The 21,384-nt window shown below is 38.6% G+C and carries 12 protein-coding genes and 1 pseudogene; 9 read left to right on the top strand and 4 right to left on the bottom strand.

The features are described from left to right. Positions 1-1,079: 1,079 nt before the first annotated feature. Entirely contained in the window at positions 1,080-4,100 is a 3,021-nt protein-coding gene (locus ESZ39_RS12445; protein WP_146880225.1) for a TonB-dependent receptor, read from the bottom strand. A 515-nt stretch (positions 4,101-4,615) separates the two neighbouring features. Between ESZ39_RS12445 and ESZ39_RS12450 the strand changes: the two genes are divergently transcribed. The 7 genes and pseudogenes from ESZ39_RS12450 to mutM form a co-directional block, all read left to right on the top strand. Then, a complete protein-coding gene (locus ESZ39_RS12450; protein ID WP_146880226.1) occupies positions 4,616-4,969 on the top strand; it encodes a DUF3802 family protein in 354 nt (117 codons plus the stop codon). A 123-nt stretch (positions 4,970-5,092) separates the two neighbouring features. Further along, a complete protein-coding gene (locus tag ESZ39_RS12455) occupies positions 5,093-5,746 on the top strand; it encodes a single-stranded DNA-binding protein (protein ID WP_146880227.1) in 654 nt (217 codons plus the stop codon). A gap of 45 nt (positions 5,747-5,791) precedes the next feature. Further along, entirely contained in the window at positions 5,792-7,918 is a 2,127-nt protein-coding gene (locus ESZ39_RS12460; RefSeq protein ID WP_146880228.1) for a hypothetical protein, read from the top strand. A gap of 321 nt (positions 7,919-8,239) precedes the next feature. Continuing rightward, complete coding sequence (locus tag ESZ39_RS12465; RefSeq protein ID WP_146880229.1) at positions 8,240-8,905, top strand: TVP38/TMEM64 family protein; 666 nt, start codon at positions 8,240-8,242, stop codon at positions 8,903-8,905. A 759-nt stretch (positions 8,906-9,664) separates the two neighbouring features. Further along, a complete protein-coding gene (locus tag ESZ39_RS12470) occupies positions 9,665-12,886 on the top strand; it encodes a DUF6701 domain-containing protein (protein ID WP_146880230.1) in 3,222 nt (1,073 codons plus the stop codon). Positions 12,887-13,609: 723 nt separating this feature from the next. Beyond that, complete coding sequence (locus ESZ39_RS12475; protein WP_146880231.1) at positions 13,610-16,897, top strand: DUF6701 domain-containing protein; 3,288 nt, start codon at positions 13,610-13,612, stop codon at positions 16,895-16,897. 562 nt (positions 16,898-17,459) lie between these two features. Beyond that, positions 17,460-18,266, top strand: a pseudogene (mutM, locus tag ESZ39_RS12480) (bifunctional DNA-formamidopyrimidine glycosylase/DNA-(apurinic or apyrimidinic site) lyase); the annotation flags it as partial. A 250-nt stretch (positions 18,267-18,516) separates the two neighbouring features. Here mutM and ESZ39_RS12485 read toward each other — a convergent pair. Beyond that, positions 18,517-18,972, bottom strand: coding sequence for a class I SAM-dependent methyltransferase (locus tag ESZ39_RS12485; RefSeq protein ID WP_146880233.1), 456 nt, complete (start codon positions 18,970-18,972; stop codon positions 18,517-18,519). Positions 18,973-19,618: 646 nt separating this feature from the next. On the opposite strand from ESZ39_RS12485, the gene ESZ39_RS12490 reads away from it, so the two are divergent. Beyond that, complete coding sequence (locus ESZ39_RS12490; protein WP_146880234.1) at positions 19,619-19,942, top strand: hypothetical protein; 324 nt, start codon at positions 19,619-19,621, stop codon at positions 19,940-19,942. 106 nt (positions 19,943-20,048) lie between these two features. Then, positions 20,049-20,255 carry a cold-shock protein gene (locus ESZ39_RS12495; protein ID WP_081150364.1) on the top strand — a complete coding sequence of 69 codons (207 nt, stop codon included), beginning with the start codon at positions 20,049-20,051 and terminating at the stop codon, positions 20,253-20,255. Positions 20,256-20,630: 375 nt separating this feature from the next. Here the strand turns inward: ESZ39_RS12495 and coaD are convergent, their stop codons facing one another. After that, the gene (coaD, locus tag ESZ39_RS12500; RefSeq protein WP_146880235.1) at positions 20,631-21,125 is read right to left on the bottom strand and encodes a pantetheine-phosphate adenylyltransferase; all 495 of its coding nucleotides are present in this window, start codon (positions 21,123-21,125) and stop codon (positions 20,631-20,633) included. A 75-nt stretch (positions 21,126-21,200) separates the two neighbouring features. Next, positions 21,201-21,332 carry a hypothetical protein gene (locus ESZ39_RS18265; protein ID WP_262984496.1) on the bottom strand — a complete coding sequence of 44 codons (132 nt, stop codon included), beginning with the start codon at positions 21,330-21,332 and terminating at the stop codon, positions 21,201-21,203. Positions 21,333-21,384 lie beyond the last annotated feature (52 nt).

Here is a 21,384-nt window from a genome sequence, read left to right on the forward strand (position 1 = left end):
ATCTCTGACTAAAGAAATCGCATCAAGTTTAAATTCTTTTGTATATTTTTTACGTTTGGTCATTTCAGTTCTCCAGTTAAGGCTATTATGTCTTAACTGAGGTAGTCGTATCCATTAAACCAGGTCAACCTTTTTTTGATTTATCATGCAAGTTAGTGGGATATCTTCCCATCGAAGTCAAGGCTAATGCTGCCGAATTGAGTAAGCTGTTGACCGCAATAAAAATAGAGTTAGTCACTCTAAGGTGTTTGAATTGGAAGAGCATAAGTCTGACAACGCACGAACGCCACTGAATCGAAAAACATAGATGACTAAAATGTTGAGCGAAATGAAAACAGCCAGCTATACTTTTCTACTTGAAGTTCTTATAAAGCTAAAAAATCTCACCAGTGCAGTGCTTTTTGAAACTATTATCAATAACACCATCAGTAAATTTAAAATCTATTTTAACTAAGGTTAAAGCTGGTTGATTAGTTGTATTCTCTTTTGTTGGTGTATATTTACACGTTACTAATACGGCTTGCGCACTTCATCAAATAGTCTGTTAGGATAAAGTTTATTAATTTTATATTCTGGAACTGCACCTTTCTCATTGATCTCTGTAAGGAACGCTACACACCCTGAAATTTTTTCATAACTGCTTTCATTGGATATTTTAAGCTGACTCTTTCACTAATTTTTCAATAAGTAGCTAACATATTTTGATCAACGTCATTTGTCAGATTTAAATACTCTTTTTTCTTTTTTAGTATTTGTTAATAAACAAGAAATGAACATTGCAGCTACAGGCATATTAGGAATAGATTCTTCATTTTTCTATTCCTTTAGATCGATATATATTAGACTAAAATTTTAAAAAATAGCCTTGCAGGGTAGTTATAATCTGTTTTTGACAAACGGATCTTTTTTAACCGTTCTAGTATTTACTTGCGGCACATTCAGCTACTACCAATACACTTATTGTCCGACTAAAGATTATCTTACGTCATTTCACTTTGCGTAAGCCTCTGAGAAATCGGCATAAAAAAACCTCGCTACACGAGGTTTTTTCATTCAGTAAGTAAGTAACAGATTCTATATTAAAATCTTGCTTCTAAACTTATGCGTACATAGCGTGGCGTTTGAAAACCATATGCAGCACCGTGCCATTGATTTACAACACCTTCAGATGACTCATAATGCTCATTCATTGATGTCGCTTCTTGCGTATTAAGTACATTAAATACGTTTAACGATGCTCTCATATCAATATCTGAAACAGTAAAGCTATAAGCTGCAGACAAATCAACATTAAATGTCCATGGAGTTCTACCAGCAGTACCGCGTGAATGACGTGTATATGTACCTGTTAGTTCACCATTTGAGTCGGTGTCAGCAAGATAGAACAAATCACCCCAACCACCGTTTAAGTTTGGATCATCAGATGGATAACCTTGACCAAACAAGCTCAGTGGGCGACCACTTGATAAGGTAGAATTCCAACCTAATGTTAAGTCTTCCATCGGCTCCCAGCTACCGAAGAATTTAATAACGTGGCGACGATCGTTTGGTTGATAACCTTGAGCACCATCCATTAATGCAGGAAAATCGAAATCTTGTGTGATACCTGCATCAGCCTGACCGATATCAGATTTAACCGCACCCTCAAAGTTACCCGTACTGCGTGACCAAGTATATGTCAGACTATAGCGGAAATTATCTTCTTGGAACTTAACCATAGTTTCTAATGCAGTATACTCATTATTAGCTTTTGGTAAGCCCATAGTTTCTTTGCTATATGTAGTTAATGAACCCGGATCTGGTGCACCATCATTATCAAACGTAGAGTCTCCCCAACCAGCTCCATCCCAGTAATAACCATCACTATACCAACTTGAGTCTGAACCAGGATTAACCATTACACAATAAGGGTATGCGTAACGACCACAGTAGTCATCAAGTGCAGTAGCAACTTCACGGTAGGTGCCTTTTAAACCTAATGTGTAGTTTTCATTGATTAATTGTTCATAACCAATAATATATTCATCTTTAGAAAATGGCTCTGCTTCTTGAGCTTGAAAAATACCTTTTTCAGGAACGGTAGGTATACCACTAACTTGTTGTGAATTAGCTAAACCACCGCCACCGAGTGTATCCGCTAATGGTGCTATACCTGTGGGTGCGCCCGTAGTGCCATCAACACCTGTAAAAGTATAGGCAGAAGTAACATCACTTACACCTGATGCAGCACGGAAAATGGTATTATTTGCTACTGGCAAGTAATAACGACCATAGGTAGCGTAAACTTTACTTTCGCCATCACCCATTGGATCCCAAGTTACACCTAAACGAGGAGCAATATCAGTTTTAAAACTGGTAAGCAACTTACCTGTAGTTCCCCAACTGTCCCATTCATCAATACGCAAGCCAATATCTAATACTAAGTTATCATTAACTTGCCATTTATCTTCAATATAATAAGCCGTAAGCTCAGAGTTAAAGCTACCGCCGCCATCAAAAATACGATCTTCAACATAATCTAATGCTGCACCTGTATCATTTTCTAAGGCACCGTTATCTGCTTGAAAATCACCACCTACCGCTAATGTCCTATAGTCATAACTATGACCCGCGATAGGACGGCTTACCCTTGATGAGTCACGCTCTTGATAATCAATACCAGCAATAAATGTATGATCATTCCAAATATACTCTAAATCTAGACGAAATTGCTTGTTCTCATCATTGTTAGCACCAAAACTTCCGCCAGAGCCACAACCCTTAACAGGATTTGCCGTAGTACGAGAGTCAGTCACTGAAGGACATACTAGATTAGTAGATACAGTTTCATATTCAGTTTCAATTGAACCTATCATTGCTGTAACAATAAAATCATCAGTCATGTAGCCGGTATAACTTAAACTTTGTGCTTCACCACCACGTTTTAATATAGCCGAGTCTTTAAATTTTCCAATTGTGCCATTAGCACCTGTATTTGGATCATAATCAAAAACTTGACGTTCTATATCACGACGATTCGAGTAGGCAAAGTAACTTAAACGATGATCTTCGTTGATATCCCAATCAATTTTACCACCCCAAAAAAGGTTATCACCACCAGAGGCCTCCTGAGTACGGTATTCATCATTAGCAGAAAACTCACTACCACCAAAAGTATATGACTCTTCTGTATCTCTAGGATTAATTAAACCATAAAAGAATAAGGTATCTTCAATTATTGGACCACCTGCAGAAAGCGTTATATCTGTTTTATTATCTGAATCGCGGCGCTCATCTCTAAATACTTGCCCAGATCCACCTTTACCTCGAGAGAAACTACCTTCCTCCTGCAATGAATCTGGCTGAAATTGAGCAATAGCAGCAAATTCCCAATTATTAGTACCGCCTTTGGTTACAGAATTCAGTGTACCACCGGTTGCACGACCATATTTAGCAGAATAGCCACCCGTTTTAATTTGGAATTCCTTGTAGAACTCAAAAGGAACTTCACCACAACCCAAACCCTGACGTGTATTAGTTACTTCAAGTCCATTAATATAGCAAGCATTTTCAGCAACCGAAGAGCCACCAAACGACGCTGTATTGCCAAACGCTGAATCACCTTTTACGGTGCCCGGCGCAAGCAACGCAACTGAAGTAATATCACGCGCAATTGGCATACGGCTAATTTCGACATCACCAATGATAAGACCTGAATCTGAAGAAGATAAGTCTATAGTTGAAATGGCTGATCCTACAACTTCAATCACTTCAGTATTATCAGTGCGTACGGCAACTTCAAAATTCGTTATAGAATTTTTACCAAGTGACACTCTTACATCTTCTTTAGCAAAAACTGTATTACCTTTAGACACGGTGACTTCATACTCACCTGATGGTAGTTTCGCTAAACGATAAGTTCCATCAGCATTAAGTTCCATGGCACGTGTGGTACCCGTTTGTTTATTTACTGCTTTAACAGTGTAACCAGCAACATTTCCGTTCGTGATTTCAACCTTACCTTTGATATCCTCAGCAGAAACTAAAGTCGTTCCTAATATAGTCGATACTGCCACTGCAGCTATCGAACGTTTGAATATTTTAGAAAAATTATTTCTCATGAGTGTGTTTTCTCCAATATTATATTGTTTGTTTATATTGTTATTTTTATGTGTTTTAAGTGTTATTACTTGTAACGCTTAATACATTCTTACTTGAATTGAAAATATATTCAAGCCTTTTATTATGACATTGCATGCCATGTCATAAAATGCAGGAAAAAATAAATTATTAATATGGAACAATAAATTAACGCAAAATTTATATAAGCACTGGTACTGCTTTAACTTAGCACCTCTATATAAAATACCCATTTCATTGCGCTGTGACCACCTATGCTGATTAAAGTGGCCCAATGCTGTTATGCTAATGGCTAGTATTGGTTAATCAAGCGTCTGCCTACTAGCAATGTAGGTACTTATATTTGGTCTAGAACAATAAGATTACAAACTTTATGAAACTAATATAAATAGAACTGCCATTGTTGCAGAGCACAACTTAAGATTTAACTACCTTCTTGATTATCAGCTTAATTTACGAGTAGAGTAGAGTGACAATAAAATGAGATATATGCCAAATGGTTACTAATACTGAAGGTTACATTCATATAATTGAATATTTAACCGCTCATTTAAGCTTATTTGAAAATAGCGCCCATAACGCACAGGCCCAGAGCTCGGTGTTAGAGGCCATAGAAGAAGAGATGAGTGAACAAATTATTATCTTATGTAATCAAAACCAGGCATTAGACTTTAATCAACGAAATACTATTATTCGAGAAGTTGATGCCATTGTTTATGACCTACAAGAAATATTGTCTGGTGTGGCCAACAACTCGGTGACAAATGAACAGTTAGCGTTTTTTAAAGAGTTTGCGATGTTAATTAAAAATTTATTTGATACTGAAATTCACCGTCAGCTTATACCTTAGCCATACGATTGAGTTTTATAAAAAATAGCCATATTCGCGTACAGCTTATTTCAACAATGCTGATCGGTAATCCGGCTTTATTAACCTACTCATCACTTATACCCTATAACCACAAGTAGCCCTATGTTATCTGAAACACCCCAAAACCACTTATGCAACGTTACCCTATTAGGCAACTTGGTTAATAAGCCTGATATTCGTTATCAAGCCAACCCAGTCGTTGCTTTTGCTGAATTTACCTTAGCAACCCACAGTCGTTGGTTTGATAAAGTCAGTAATAAATTTAAAGAATGGACGAGTTATCATACGGTAAAAGTTATTGGTGAGATTGTTGAACGTGCGCTTATTCACGCCGATAAAGGTGACATTATATTAGTACAAGGCTACTTAATTAATAGTAAAAAAAATAACCGTGAAATTATCCATGCGAGTTACGCACAAACCTTTCCTAAAGGTTACGCACAATCCATCAATCAAATTCATTACAGTGGCAATATTATTTCTGATATTAAAGTAATAACCACAGAGCACAATAAAACCTTAACCGAAGTTATTGTGGAGTCGAAACAACATGTATTTTCCACTATTACTCAGCAAAGCCATGTGGTGACAATACAACGCCCTGTCCATGTTTGGAGTAAACAAGCACTGTATCTTGCTGAACATGGCAAAAGAAATGATCAAATAATAGTTGACGGAAAATTAAGCTATCTTAATAATAAGGATAAAAACCAATTTATAGATGCACAGCAAGCCGTTTTACTCGCTAAACACTAAACGCATGGACTGCTTATTATTAATTTATATGGAATTCAATATTTTATGGAAAAAAATAATGGGATTAATCATTTTAAACTGTATTTTATTGGCACATTAGTTGCCATTTTCAGTCAAGTGCTACATGCCGTAGAGCCAACGGCTAATGATTTAGAATTATCAACGATAGCTAATCTGAGTAAAGCGGCATTAAAGAATGACCAATGGCATAGCGTATTACCTGTTATAGGAGAGGAAAATCAATATTTTATAGCAACTAAAGCGGGGAAGATTTATCAATTAAATAATAATGAAATAGCTCAATCAGCTTTTTTTGATTTAAAATTAGCGTTAAAAAAACCTAGCATCATCGCACTAAGCGCTATCACCTTAGATCCAAACTTCTCCTATCGTGACCGTGATGGCTACCACACTTTTTACACTGCCCATACCGAAGCTAGCCAAAAAGCCACAGCAAAGTTAAACCCCAAAAATACAAAAATTAACCTCGCTTACGACGCGGTTATAATGCGCTGGCAAATATCGAGTGTACGAAACGCCACACCTAAAATTATTCAACAACATGAAGTTATGCGTATTGCCATTTTTCAGCCGCAAGAGCATATTCAACAATTAAGTTTTAACCCTTACCTTGCCCCTTGGCACAATGACTTTAGTTTACTTTTCATTGCCCTTGCGCGCAGTGATGCTTTAAAAAATGAAGCACTTTACGATGGGGCAATATTGCGTATCAAGCCAGAAAAATATAGTTTAAAGCGCTATACCATTCCAGCTGATAACCCTTTTATAAACACCGCGGATATTCGTAATGAAATTGTTTTTATCGCGGGGCAAAAAACTGAACATTTCGACTGGATAAAAAATAGTGCGCCTAGCTTACTGGTACAATTTAACCAACCCGACGCTAATGTGCTTATCACAGCAAACCTTGGTGATGACTGGCGTAAAACTATCCCACAAGCACAGATAAAAAAACACTTACCACCAGCAAGCACTCAACGTAAAACTTTACTTTATCATGGTAGAGAACAAGAGAATTTGCGAGGTAAGGCCTTGCACCTACGTAAAATAGCAAACCATTGGCAATTGCAAACCATAGTATTGCCTTCAGCCCTGAGTAGCGAAGATAAAAGTCAAGATATCCGCCATAAAATCATCAAACCGAATGCAGACGAACCAGCCCAATTTAGTTTACACCAAAATCATACTGGCGAGCTCTTGTTGCTTGAACATAACCAACAGCGCTTATACTCCATTAAAGTACCTAAAATAGCCGCCAATAAAGTCACTATCACCGACAGCCCGTTAAGTACCTCGAATAACAACAGTATTTTTGCTTTGATGTTTTTATTAGTCTTTATTGTCACTGGCTACTTTTGGTATGTCAGAAAAAATACCATTAAAAAGCAAAGTTCTTTGTATGAACAATGGGCTAAATTTGAGTTTGATAAGACAAAGCAATCGCTATCGCTGTATAAACGCCACGCCAAAACGGCTGAACTAACCATCAACCTGTCGACAATAACTCGCAGTGAATTATTATTAAACCATAAGGTTATTTCAGTCATCAGTGCTGATTCAACACCCGCCTTCTCAAATGATCTAGAAGATAAAGTACTAACTGCCTTTGCGAAAGAGCATAGATTTAAAATGGTTGATCAGAAGCAGAGAACCATTCAGTTATGCTTAACAGATGCTCAGCAGAACCGTTACCTATTTTGTCTATACTTTCGGGTTGATAATATGCGCCATACCAAACTTAAATACAGTAAAGTTATCGATAACGTTATCGACTGGCAGTGGTTATTTGCCCAATATATCAACCCAGATAAAACCACTAAACGAGCCATTAAAGTGAAACTACCTCGTGAAAAACCAGCCACTGACATGGTAATACAATCAACTTTTGCACAGAAGTTACGCGCCGAAATTTTTGATGATGATTCAACACCAGCAAAACACAGCTTAGATATTTCACTCGATAACTCAGCTGAAGATGGTCTTGTCGTGAATACAAACTCGCAAAATAGCGAAACAAACGCCAGTAATATTGACACTAAGCTAGTCTCTGCTTTAGATAAACTAGTAATAATGAAAAAACAGGGCTATTTGAATGAAAGCGAGTTTACTATTGCCAAAACAAAAATCTTAAAGAATTTAGCTAACGACTAGTGTTGAATATTTAACGCGATAATGGCCGATTTAAGCTATGGATTAAATCGCTAACGTCGCTTGTAGTTACTAAAAAATCAGTGCAAAATGCGACCAAATTTGGTATTGGCTTACTTTATGCGAACCTTATCAAAACTGCTTTTCTACCTGTTAGCATTTTAAAAGTTAGCATTAACGACTACACAAGTATCATCAGTCGCGTGATTAATGTTTACAATGGGAATAATTTTTAGGTTGATATCGGTAGATGATGAGCACTTATTGGTACCCCACCCTATTCGTATTAACACTATTGGCTTAATACTTAACTAAGGCAAGCAATTGTTCAAGACAAAGTCAGCATTGAGATTAACCCTTTTCGTCAGCGTAATATCATTACTTTTGGCGCTTACCTTAGCGATGCTATTACTCGGTAACTATGGTGTTAGTATACAAAATTATTTGCATACTTTAATACCATCGACCTTATTGGGTGGCTTAATATTTACCTTACTCCTTACACCCGCTATGGCGCTTGGCTTGCCTCGACAAATTGCCGCGTTAAGCGCTGGCTTTTTATTCGGTGCTAGCTATGGCATGGTATTAGCAACAGTAGCTGCTGTTTTGGGCTGCCTGATAACCCTGATGCTGGCGCGCAAACTATTTGCCCATAAGGTGCAACATTATTACCCACAGCAATTAGCAAAGGTTAGCCACTTTTTTAGTTATAACACTTTTTTAAAAGCCCTAATCATTCGCCTTTTACCAGCCGGTTCAAACTTTCTCACTAACGTACTGGCGGGAACAGCGCGTTCACCAATAAAACCTTATGTCTTAGGCTCCGCACTCGGTTTTATGCCACAAATGACTATATTTTCATTAATGGGTGCTGGCTTACAGGTTAATGGTCAACAGCAACTAATTATCAGTATTGCCTTACTGATTTTAGCCCTATTACTCAGTAGCTACTTGTATCAAAAAACTCGACACAAGTTCACCTTAGGTTAGCAGCTAATTTTTCGCCCTCATTAATCATGGCTAAAACACTATGTTTTTATCGGTAAATAAAGTTTGCCATTACTGGACTGGCTTTTCTGCGCTAGTAATACCAATCAAACTAACTAAGTGATCTTTTTAAATGGTCTAAATATCCAATAACATCGTTGCTTTCAATCCCAATAGCCAGCTATTGCTCAATCAAGCGCCTTGTTCTTGAAAATTTACCCTCATTAAAATTTGCACCATTAATTAATTTGATTGGTATAATAGCGGCTTTTACAAGCACCCCGTAATCACAAAAAAACCTCAATTTTAAGTAGATTTTGCTGGCGGTTAAACCCAAGATAAACATTGCTTAGGGTTATTGCATTATTATACTGGGCATAATAAACTGAATTTTCACTGTTGAACTTATCGTCTTCCTGAGTTAATTCAAGGCCATACCTAAAACAGAGAAATTAAACTTTCAAATTCTGGGCAAATTTTAACAATAATTGTTGGTCATACTCGTTGATAGTAAAACCACACAATATTGACTTTTTCCAGTATAAGGGCAAATATTGGCGGTAATTATAATATCCAATATTCAGCTAAAAATCGGGTTACAGGTACGTTGCACCCGCATCAATCTTTACTAATGTTTGTTAGCTGTTCGTCGAACGATTAAGTTCGCCCCCTAATAGCAAATTAGTATTGCAGCGAAGAAAGTTACAGTACCACGCAAATACAAAATATAATGATCAACAAATATTATAAGAAACGGATTTCATGCATTACACCCAGTCATACCTTTTTATCCTCACTTTTTGTGCTGTGTTTAGTGCACAAGCGGCTCAGCTGCCCCCGAAGTTAGAGCCCCCCCTAGATAACCTGATAATCTATTCAAGCGCTGCTGTTAGCGCAGGCGCGGACTCAGTGATAGCTGGCAATATTCTGGCAGAGGCCGCCGGAGGAAACGGTGCAAGGGGAACTATTGCTGGCAACCTTACAGCCGGAGGAGCTATATCGATTGGCGCAAATTCAGCGGTCGGTGGCGACCTTACGAGTGGCGCCGCGATAACCACCGGCGCGAGTTCTGCAGTGACAGGTAATATAACCGCCACAGCAGCCATTACACTTGGCGATAAAACCACTGTTGGTGGCAACATTAGAACGAATATACCCTACACAGCCGATGATCAAAGTTCACAAATTGAGGCTATACAAGCTGAACTGGCTGCGATACAAGCAGAATATCGAGACGAAAAAGGGAAAGAAGGGGAAAAGATAAAGGCCAACAAAAGACTCGATCCTGGCGTCCATCATACATTGGCATTCTCGGCAACTGCAGGCGTTACCCTGACGTTTGTTGGCAGCAATAAAGGCGTGGATGATCATTGGCTTATCAATAGTGATACCTATATTAAATTTGCTGCGAGCACGAAAGTAGTATTAGAGAATGTAACCCCTAACAGCACAATTACCTGGAATGCAAAAAAGGGACTCATATCCACAGGCGCAGATGCAGAGATTATAGGGTCTTTTTTTGCGAGTACTAGCATTGCCACCGGAGCAAGAACTAAGTTAAAAGGCATTGGTGGTGTTTGTCCTGGTCTTTTTACCGCTACTGGGGCTGTCGAATTTGGCGCTAATAGCATTATTGGCCCTCTAGGTTGCAAGGCTGAGCAACCAACAAACATTGATCATTATGAAATTGTTCATGACGGCCAAGGGTTAACCTGTGCAGCAGAGACAGTCACCATTAAAGCTTGTACTAATGCTATTGAGGATGGTTCTTGTGTGTTAAGTGATGAAACTGTGACACTTGATGTTAAAGCGACCGGCCCACAATCTTCTGTCTTTGATACTATCAGCTTTACCGGCAAAACTACTGACATAGAGGCCGCCAGTATTCCCTATACATTGGCTAAGTCGACCCTTTTATCGATAGAGAATGCATCAATACCAGCAACAGCGTCAAATAATTTTGTCTGCAACGATGGTAATACAGACAGTTGTGACTTGGTTTTCACTGATGCAGGTTTCAGGTTTCTCTCTGGTGCTGACAATAGCACCACCTTACCCAATCAAACAGCAGGCTCGGTATTTGCTAAAACTTTAAAGCTCCAAGCCGTAAAAAATAGCAATGGCGTTTGTACGGGTTTATTTAACGGTAATGTCGATGTCGATTTATGGCAGGAAAACATCGCACCCGGTGGCACCAGCGGTCTCAGTTTTAATATGGTTGTTGATGGGGATGACAAAATTATTGCGAAACAAGCGAGTGCAACCCCACTAACAACATTAACCTTTGGCGACAACAGTATTGCGATAATATCAACACCGATATATCACGATGCTGGACAAATTAGCCTACATGCTGAGTATAACGTAGACGGCATAACATTATCAGGTAGTAGTAATGCTTTTTGGGTCAGCCCAGCTGAACTTGTTGTTAGTGCAAGAATAGGTTCTGAGGAAACAGCAACCAAGTTAAATGGCGACACCTCAGGAACAATGAACTTAGATGGTGCTACGCCAACAGTAACCCATAAAGCAGGCAAGAGTTTTACGCTCACCGTAAGTGCATTAAATAGCCTTGGTGTTATCACACCTAACTATCTACCTGGAGCAATACAGCTTAAGCTCAAGCGCACGGGTCCTAAAGCTCATGGTGTGGATGGTGCGTTAACTTACGGTGACAGTGGCAGTATAATAAGCAAACTCGATACCGACTCAACATTCGACAATATTACCTTGAACAATTTTTCTTCAGGCATATCGACTTATAATGCCGCACAATATTCAGAAGTGGGTTTACTTAATTTAGACGTTCAAGACAGCGACTATAATAAAGTTGGTACTAATAATAATCCTATTGTTATTTCAGCTACGGATATAAATATTGGCCGCTTTACACCCGCCTATTTCAAACAGTCTATAAAAGAAAAGCATCAAGGTAATTTTGATGCTGTCCCTTACCCAGATAAAATAGGTGTTTGTCGCTTTTCTGATTGGGCCTATACCGGCCAGCGCAGCACCGATGATAAAGGCGCTATTGCTTATAGTCTGGTGCCAAAAATAACCATTACGGCATACAATGCTAATAACGCCATTACCCAAAATTATACCTTGGGCGAGTCGGAAGGTTTTATGAAGTTATTAGCCAGTGGTGTTGATATTAGTTTACCGACACATGATAAAATACAGCAAGTTGTAAATAATACTGGCGATGAGCCCGTTGCTATTAGTGCCGTTATGCACACCGGTAGCTTAAGTGCCAGTCCGAATAATAGCGGTGGCTTTATTACCGGTGAGTGGCTTTATACTTTTTCGACTAACGACCATTTTAGTTATCACCGTGACGGTACTAGTTTATTAGCGCCTTTTGCTGCAAAAATCCCCTTTGTTACTGAGCAAGTTACTGATTCAGATGGCATAAAACTAGCCATAGATCCTTTAACAGATGCGGTCTCAGCAGCAGCCATTGAAGAATTTGTTACCGAGGGGGTACAAATTCGTTTTGCACGCATGGTATTACAAAATGCTTTTGGCTCAGAGAATACTAAGTTACGAGCGCAGTTAAATATTGAAGTTTATGATGATAAAAGCTTTAAAATTCATACCGATGAAAGTTGTTTAACGCCGCTTATTGGTAATGAAAAAACTGGGGCTAAATATTCAGGTAATATGAACCTTTGGGATTATCGTTTAATCGACATTGATAGTGACAAAATACAGGTTAGCGATACCAAAGCTAGCGCCTCTGGCGTTTTCTATAGCGGCATGCAAAGCCAATTGTTTTTCTCCAAACCAGAGAAACAAGGCGCGCTTGAGTGGGAATATGAAGTGCCGAACTGGCTGAAATTTAAGTGGAATGCTCTAGACGCGAATGATGACGGTAATTTTTACGATGACAACCCAAGTGCCGCGTTAAGCTTTGGCCAGTTTCGGGGTAACGACAGAGTCATCTCTTGGCAGGAAGTTTTTTTAACCAATGACAAGCTTTAACAGCAAAGATAATACTCTGTAGCTATTAGCATAATAATGAATTATTCCTGTTATACCAGTTCCATTAAGTTTGTGATCTTGTTGTGCGCAGGAAAAATAACTCAAGGTAGGCGCTCGATTGAGCAATAGCTGGCTATTGGGAGTGAGAGCAACACAGCATTGAGCTATTTTAACTAGTACAAGTGAGCAATAACTTAATGGGATTGGTATTAATACACCTTCAAAACGAGTTGATATTAAAGCTTATAAATATGACGTTCCAGAGCCTCTCAGCCCTGCTTTTAGCATTATTTGCATTATTATACTTAGCATAATACACTAGCATTCTACTGTTGAATTTATCATCTCCCAACTTAATTCAAGGCCATCAAGGCCATTCCTAAAACAGTAAAAACAAGAAAAAGTATTTATCAATACTTTTTGGTCACAGTAACAACACAACATTGACTTTACCTGTTTAAAGGTAAATATTGCCGGTAATCATCATACGATATACGCCTAAATAAAATATTACAGGTACACAAGTATCCGTATTAACTTTATCAACGTTTATTACCCGTTTGTCGAATAACTAAGCTCAAACCAAATAATAGCACTATAATATTGGAGCGGCAGGTCGTTACAGTACTACGCAAATCCAAAATTTAATGTAGATAAAAGTGATAACGTCACTTTTATCTACAGTACTATCTATACAACTCATAATTATAAGAAACAAACTTTATGACGTATACCAAGCAATGCCTTTTTATCCTGATACTTTTTGTTGTGTCTAGCGCACAAGCCGCTCTGCCACCGCAGTTAGACGCCCCGCTAGATAACCTAACGATCTATTCTAGCGCTGCCATCACCATGGGTGCGAGTTCAAAGGTCGGTGGTAACATTCAAGTAGAGGCCGCTGCAACGATTGGCGCAAGTTCAATCGTCACTGGTCATCTTATCGCCGGAGCCGCTGTCACACTTGACGCAACGGTAACCGTGGGTGGATTTGTAGAAGCACGTGATGCCGGAACAATCGGTGCAGATTCAACAGTCGGTGGCCACTTTACAACCGGAGATGCCGCAACGCTTGGCGCAACCACCATTGATGGTAACGTTATTGTCGGTGGCGACCTTACGGCTGGCGCTGCGATACTGGTCGGCACGAAGGCAGTGATCGGTGGTAATGTTAGGTCCGGAGCGTCTGCATCCACAGACTTTGGCGCGAATACCGTAGTGGAAGGTGATGCTACAGCCGGAACCGCCCTAACATTGGGTGCTGATGTAATAATTGGAGGTAATGCTCAAGCTGGAACCGGCGCAGTTGCACTTGGCGTAAAAGCAGCAGTAACAGGTGATGCTAGGGCTGGAACCAGTGTCACACTAGCCGCAAATGCAACTGTTGGTGGCACAATTATAGAGGAGAGTATTGAGCAGTTTACTAATGCTCCCAAAGAGCCAGTAGATGATCAAAGTCCGCAACTTGCGGCTGTACAAGCAGAACTTGCCGCCATGGAAGCACCGGCAGCAAATCAACTCACTACATCGATGACCGTTAGTAAAACGCTGAAAAAGGGCGTCTATCATACAACCGCGCTGACAACCACTGCCGGCATAACCATTACCTTTGATGGCGAAGGTGTCGATGGCCATTGGCTGATCAATAGCGATTCCTTCGTTGCCTTTGGTGCCAGTACGGTAGTTAAGTTGCTCAATGTAACTGAAAACAGCACGATTACCTGGAATGCAGGGGGCTACATATCGGCAGGCGCAAGTGTAAATTTGATAGGATCTTTTTTTGCGGGCTCTTACATCCTCACTGGGGCAAGTACTACGTTAGAAGGCGTTGGTGATGGTTGTGGTGGTTTTTTTACAACCACTGGAGCTGTGACTTTAGGCGCCAGTAACTTAATTGGCCCTCTTGATTGTAAAGCTCAAATACCGACACAAATAGATCATTATGAAATAATACATGACGGCCAAGGATTAACCTGTGAAGCAGAAACGGTCACTATTAAGGCCTGTACTAATACTATCGAGGATGGCTCTTGTACGCTAAGTAATGAAACCGTGACCTTGGATGTTAAAGCCACCGGTTCAAGCTCTTCTGTCGTAGACACTATTAGCTTTACCGGCACAGGTACCGCCAGCATCCCTTATGCAGTTGCTGAGTCAACCCTTCTATCACTAGAAAACGCCTCAGTAGTAGCAACAAACTCACTAGTATGCTCCAACGGCAATACTAGCAGTTGTCAGCTAGATTTTGTTGATGCTGGTTTTATATTTTTCTCTGGTGATAACGATACTGCGTTACCCAATCAAATATCAGGTATAAAATTTGACTATGATTTAAAGATTAAGGCAATCAACGCTTGTGCTGGTTTATTTACCGGTGATACCAATATCGATTTATCGCAAAAAAACGTTAACCCGGAAGGCACTAGTGGCCTATTGTTTAGCATTAATGGCAATAATATTGCGAAAAAATCAAATGGCATTAGTCCTACCAGTACGACTTTAAGCTTTGATGCCGACGGCGTTGCGGATATATTAACCCCAATATATTACGATGCCGGAAAAATTAGCCTGTATGCCAACTATGAAGTGGACGGTGTTATCGTATCAGGCAGCAGTAATGCGTTTTGGGTAAGCCCAGCTGCACTTGTTGTTAGTGCGCAATTAGAGGGGAAGGACTTAAATGGCGCTTCAGCAACAGCAACCCCTACCCATAAAGCAGGTGAGGATTTTGATTTAACTGTCACTGCTTATAATCACCCGGGCAATATTACACAGAACTATTCACCTGGAAATATACAAGTTAAGCTTGAGCGCACTGGCCCTACATTAACTAATAGCGTTGACGGTGATCTCACTTATGCTTTAGCAAGTTCACAGACAACGAGTACCAGTCCTGAATTTGAAGATGCTACTCTAAACAACTTTTTGTCAGGTATCTCTACTTATAATGCCGCACAATATTCAGAAGTAGGTTTGCTCAATTTAGACGTTCAAGACAGCGATTATGGTAATGTTAGTATTATTATTCCAGCAGCAGCGATTGATATTGGCCGTTTTACGCCTGATCATTTTCAACAGACAGTTGTAGAGCAAGGCAGCCTTGATGCTGTTTGTAATCAAAACAGCACTTTTGCCTATGTAGGACAAGTTGTGAGTGATCCTGAGAAAGGGGCAATATCTTATCTTGTGAATCCTGTTGTTGAGTTAACGGCAAAAAATGTTCAGGGTCTTATAACAAAAAATTATACAGCGCCAGATTATAATAAACTGATTGCCGCTGCTAATTTTATTATAATACCTACAGCAGACTCTACTATTTCAGGTAAAAACGGCTCTCTTCTCCCTTTAACTGCTAATTTACTCGCAGGCACGCTTAGCTTTGGTTTGCCCCTTGATGGTGGAATACTGCATTATGAGCTAGCTGATAATGATAACTTCTTTTATCCGCGTAATGAAAATTCAGAGCTTAATGCACAAGACAATAATATTGATTTTTTAATTGATCAAGACAACTTTGTTGATAGTGATGGTATTGCCATTATTTCACCCAAAAATATTACCAGCACAGCAAGTATCAATATTCGCTTTGGTCGTGCTGCTATCGAGAATAGCTTTGGCCCTGAAACTGTAGATTTACCACAGTCTTTTTCAACACAGTATTTAAATGCTAATGGCCGTTATGTGGTCAATGAACAAGACAGTTGTACAAACTATGATGCGGATAATATTAAACTAACTTCAGGTACCTTAAATAAAAATGCAACTAGTGTTAATGACGCAGCAGGGCAAATTGATGACGGTGAAACCAGAGCTATAATTCTAACAGCTCCAGGTGCAGGTAAGCAGGGAAACATAAATATTGAGTATGAAGTTTATTCGTGGCTTAAATATGACTGGAATTGGAATGGTGTTGATGCCAAGTTATTTGATGAAAATCCTAGCGCTATAGCTACGTTCGGCGTGTTTCGAGGTAACGACAGAATCATCTCTTGGCAGGAAATTTTCAATCAATGATAAGTACTAACCTTAAGGCAGTAACGCCAAAGACCATCATAAGATTTTCTATTAACGAAAATTCTGGTTATTAAGCTGCTTTATTGTGGTATTTTTTTCAGCACAAATGAAGAATCAAAGCTCTGTTCTATAACACTGTGCTTAGCTTATCAAGTCTGCTGCTTAGAGCCGTTTTTTTTGTAGGTCGGACTTCAGTCCGTCAACCGTTTAGCGGGTAATTAACCTGATGAACCAATAAAAATCTGCAGCGGCTATTATTTGATTTATCAGTCTTAATGCCAAACACAGTTAAATTTCATTTAACTTGACGGGCTAAATATAAATAACCAAGTTAATTTCATCTGAGACGACAATAATTAACTACAACAGAGCAAATAACGATGGCGTAAGCTAATACGAAATGTCATTTTAAAATTCAAAAAACAGACTTTAAGCCATGCTACAATCACCACGGTGTCAGTTCTGTGGCTGATAACCCCTTGACATTATTTCACCTATTAAAATGATCTTTACCCCTCCTATTTATTATTAAATAGCTAAAATTCAGAGATATAAGAGTATTATGCCAGAGTTACCAGAAGTTGAAGTTTGTCGTTTAGGTATTACGCCCCATATTTTAGCGCAGGAAGTAGCTCATGTTGTGGTGCGCACGGCTAAATTACGCTGGCCTATTCCTGATGAAGTGCATAGCGTTGTTGGACAAAAATTAGAAAAAATAGAGCGGCGTTCTAAATATTTATTGTTAAGGTTTTCTAGCGGTACCTTGTTATTACATTTAGGCATGTCAGGGTCGGTGCGCATTCTTGAACACGATACTCCTGCGATAAAGCATGACCATTTTGAAATGTTATTTGCTAACAACAAAATGTTAAGATTAAATGATCCACGCCGTTTTGGTGCTGTGCTATGGTTTCCCGAACATCATGACTTGCAAGGCTTATTGACCAAGTTAGGGCCAGAGCCATTAACCAATGACTTTACTTATGGACATTTATTTACCAAAGCTGGTAATCGAAAAGTGCCGGTTAAGACCTTCTTAATGGATAATCATGTCGTAGTAGGCGTAGGTAATATTTATGCCAATGAAGCATTATTTATCGCTAGCATTCATCCTGCGACACTAGTAAATAGCATCAGTGAAGAAAGGTTTAATGAATTAACCGATATTATTAAGCAAGTATTAGCTGCAGCAATCGAACAAGGGGGCACCACCTTAAAAGACTTTACACAGGCAGACGGTAAACCCGGTTACTTTGCGCAAAAACTTTTTGTCTACGGTCGTGCGGGTCAACAATGTGATGGTTGCCAAACCGTACTAGAAGAAATTCGTCAGTCTAATCGCAGTTCAGTGTTTTGTCCACAATGCCAAGTTCAAGTGTTACCAGAAAATACCGCTAAAAATGCACAGAATAAAACACTGAAAGCAAAAGCAAAAACAAAAACAAAAACAAAAACCACCATAAAGCAGATTGCTGTTAAGAAAAAAGCGCTTGAAAAAAGTGCTAACAAATAACGAATTAAAAACAGTTCGGGAATCCCTAATCGTAATAAAGCCTAACGATTGTAGCGGGTTCCAATATTTACTATTGAACTGAGGGCTAGCAACTAAAGGTGATGACTTAAGATTTTATTTTAGCCATTTTGTAGAGATAAACCGGTGATTTATAGAAATCATCTAGCGGTATTATTTTTTCAGGCTGGCATGATGGTAAAGCAAAATTATTGCTGATCAGAAAATCTACGTTGGGTTGTTCATGCAGTAATTTATGCTTGATTTTGCTCATTGCCTGCGGATATAAATAACAAACAATTACCGCTGCAGCTGGAAAGTTTACCTGATAAAAATTTTGTCGATACAAGGTAAGATTATTTAAACGCCATATTTTTTTAAGTAATGTTGAGATCAGCCAAGGCAATAAAGACATTTCATAACCAATAATTTGCCTTTGGGGTTTGCACTTTGCCATCGGTATCACAAAGTTACCCCAACCACTGCCAAAATCAATAACAGGTCCAGTACCGGTTTCATCAACTAGTGCTAGCATTGCCTGATAGGCTTTTTTTGAACTTGGCATTGGCGATATCCCCAATTTTATCGTGCTGTATATCAAAGACATAGCAATAAATGCTATAGCGATTAACAGCAAGACATCAAAAATTATCAAAGATTAATTCCACAACAGGTGAGTATAACTATTTTTAACCATACGTTAACCATGATTTTTTGCTTATGCAATGCCTTTTGCTGGTTTTGCTTGGAGAATCATTGAGATAATGTTAAATAAAATCAACAAGCAAATAAACACAATTAAAGCTGCCTAAAACAGAGTACTGTAATTTTGAGCCAATAAACCAAGCTAATTGTTTGGATTTAAAAGAAAATTAATACCAACACCTGTTAATTCGCTCATGATAAAAGCTCATGTGACTAGCAATACTTTACAAAAAATGAAGTGTTTCATAAAGTATTGCCATTCAAAAGCTATTTACTCACTTTCATTCACTGTACAATAGCGTTTTACATAGTATGGTTATACTGATTTTGGCACCTGTACTTTTAACACCTGTAAAGTGAACGCCATTAATAAAATCAGATAATCCGGTAAGAGATAAGTAAACTGAGCTGTCAATAATCGCTGAAGTTTCGTCATTAAAATGATAATTCAATGCATATGACAGGTTTTACAAAACTCTTATTCAAATATCAGGTTAAATAATTTAATGAAATCTTATGAAAATATTGCCGACTTAATTGAAAACCTAACTCTAGAAGTTAACGCAATTAACAATGAAATTACTACCTTGCAAACAGAGCCACAGAGCTTTAATGAACAAATTATTTTTCAATATATTGCGACAGGTAGTACCGGTAAAACAAAAGATTTTGTGCGCTCGTTAGGGGTAAAGTCTGAGCGTGGTTCGCTATTCTCTTCCGGAGATGTCAGCAAGTTAATAAAAGCGGGCAGCGATGATATTTCACCTGAATTACTTGCTATAGCGCGAAAGGTCGCTAATATGAAAAATAAAAACGGTAAGCTACGTTAATCAGCAAACTGTTTTCGCTAAAGTAGCGCAAATAATTTTAAGTTCTGATTTGTAATGGTGATAGCAAGTCAGAATTATATTTTTCACCGAAGACAAAGAGAATAATATGAGCAAAGGTATAGTTAAGTGGTTTAATGCAGATAAAGGTTTCGGCTTTATTACTCCAGAAGATGGCAGCAAAGATTTATTTGTTCATCATTCAGAGATCCAATCTGGTGGTGAATACGCAACATTGGCCGACGGCCAAGCTGTTGAATTTGAAGTTGGCCAAGGTCAAAAAGGTCCATGTGCAAATAAAGTAGTTGCTGTTTAAGCGCTAGCACATAAGTAACCTGAGCTACGAATAAGCCAATTACCTGATTTCGATATAACGTTGTTATTGGGCATAAAGTTAATTCATATACTTATATTTTAAGTATTTATGAAACACTTATTCAAGCGTCAAGTTAAATAAGCGGGTGCGTAATACGTACTCGCTTATTTATATTTATTAATTGAAAATCTAGCCTTAATTGCCCTTTCATTTCCCCTGTTACTTCCCCCTATTACTGACAAAATAAGCATAGTGCCTTTTATCGGGTAATGGCTGTTTTAATCAATCGATAAGTATATTGCTCTCAAAAATAGCAAATAAGCGACTATATTCAGTTGCCTGCATGACAATAAACAACAGAGCGTAATATTGTGCTTATTGTTTTATATTTTTTCGCATACTGCTATCAAGTGCTTGTTTTACAATCGGGTGAACAAACTGGCTAACATCGCCGTTGTGCAACGCCACTTCCTTAACTAAAGTTGAAGATATAAAAGAATTTTTTTCGGCGGGTGTTAAAAATACCGACTCTAAATCGGGGGCTAAACGTCGATTCATATTAGCTAATTGAAATTCATAGTCAAAATCAGAAACTGCGCGTAAACCTCGAATAAGCACCTTTGCTTGATGTTCTTTAGCAAAATTTATTAATAAACCACTAAAGCCAACAATGCTAACGTTCGGTAAATGTTTGGTTACCGCCTCAAGTAGAGTGACCCGTTGGGCTAAATCAAAATGTGGTTGTTTACTCGGGCTAGCGGCAATACCAACAACAACCTCACTGAATAAATGACTTGCGCGTTCGATTAAATCGGTGTGACCGTTAGTCACAGGATCAAAGGTACCTGGATAAATCGCTTTAACTGACATAATTTTAGCTGTTTTCAAAGAAGTAAAAGTTTATTGTAATTGTTGAGGCCGCTAATTTCAAAGTAATCAAATAAATTAAGTTACACCTTGGTGTTTTAACTGCTCTAACATTACACTCATTTGATCATTAATCATATTTAACGCTTTATATGAGCGGATCATGACTTTAAACTCAGTAATTTTCCCCTGCTCATTCCACCTAATCATATCAATACCGTTGATATATACCCGCTCCACTTCAAGATGCTTAATGAAAACT

This window comes from Colwellia sp. C1TZA3 (assembly GCF_007954265.1).
In the GTDB taxonomy this organism is placed as follows: domain Bacteria; phylum Pseudomonadota; class Gammaproteobacteria; order Enterobacterales; family Alteromonadaceae; genus Cognaticolwellia.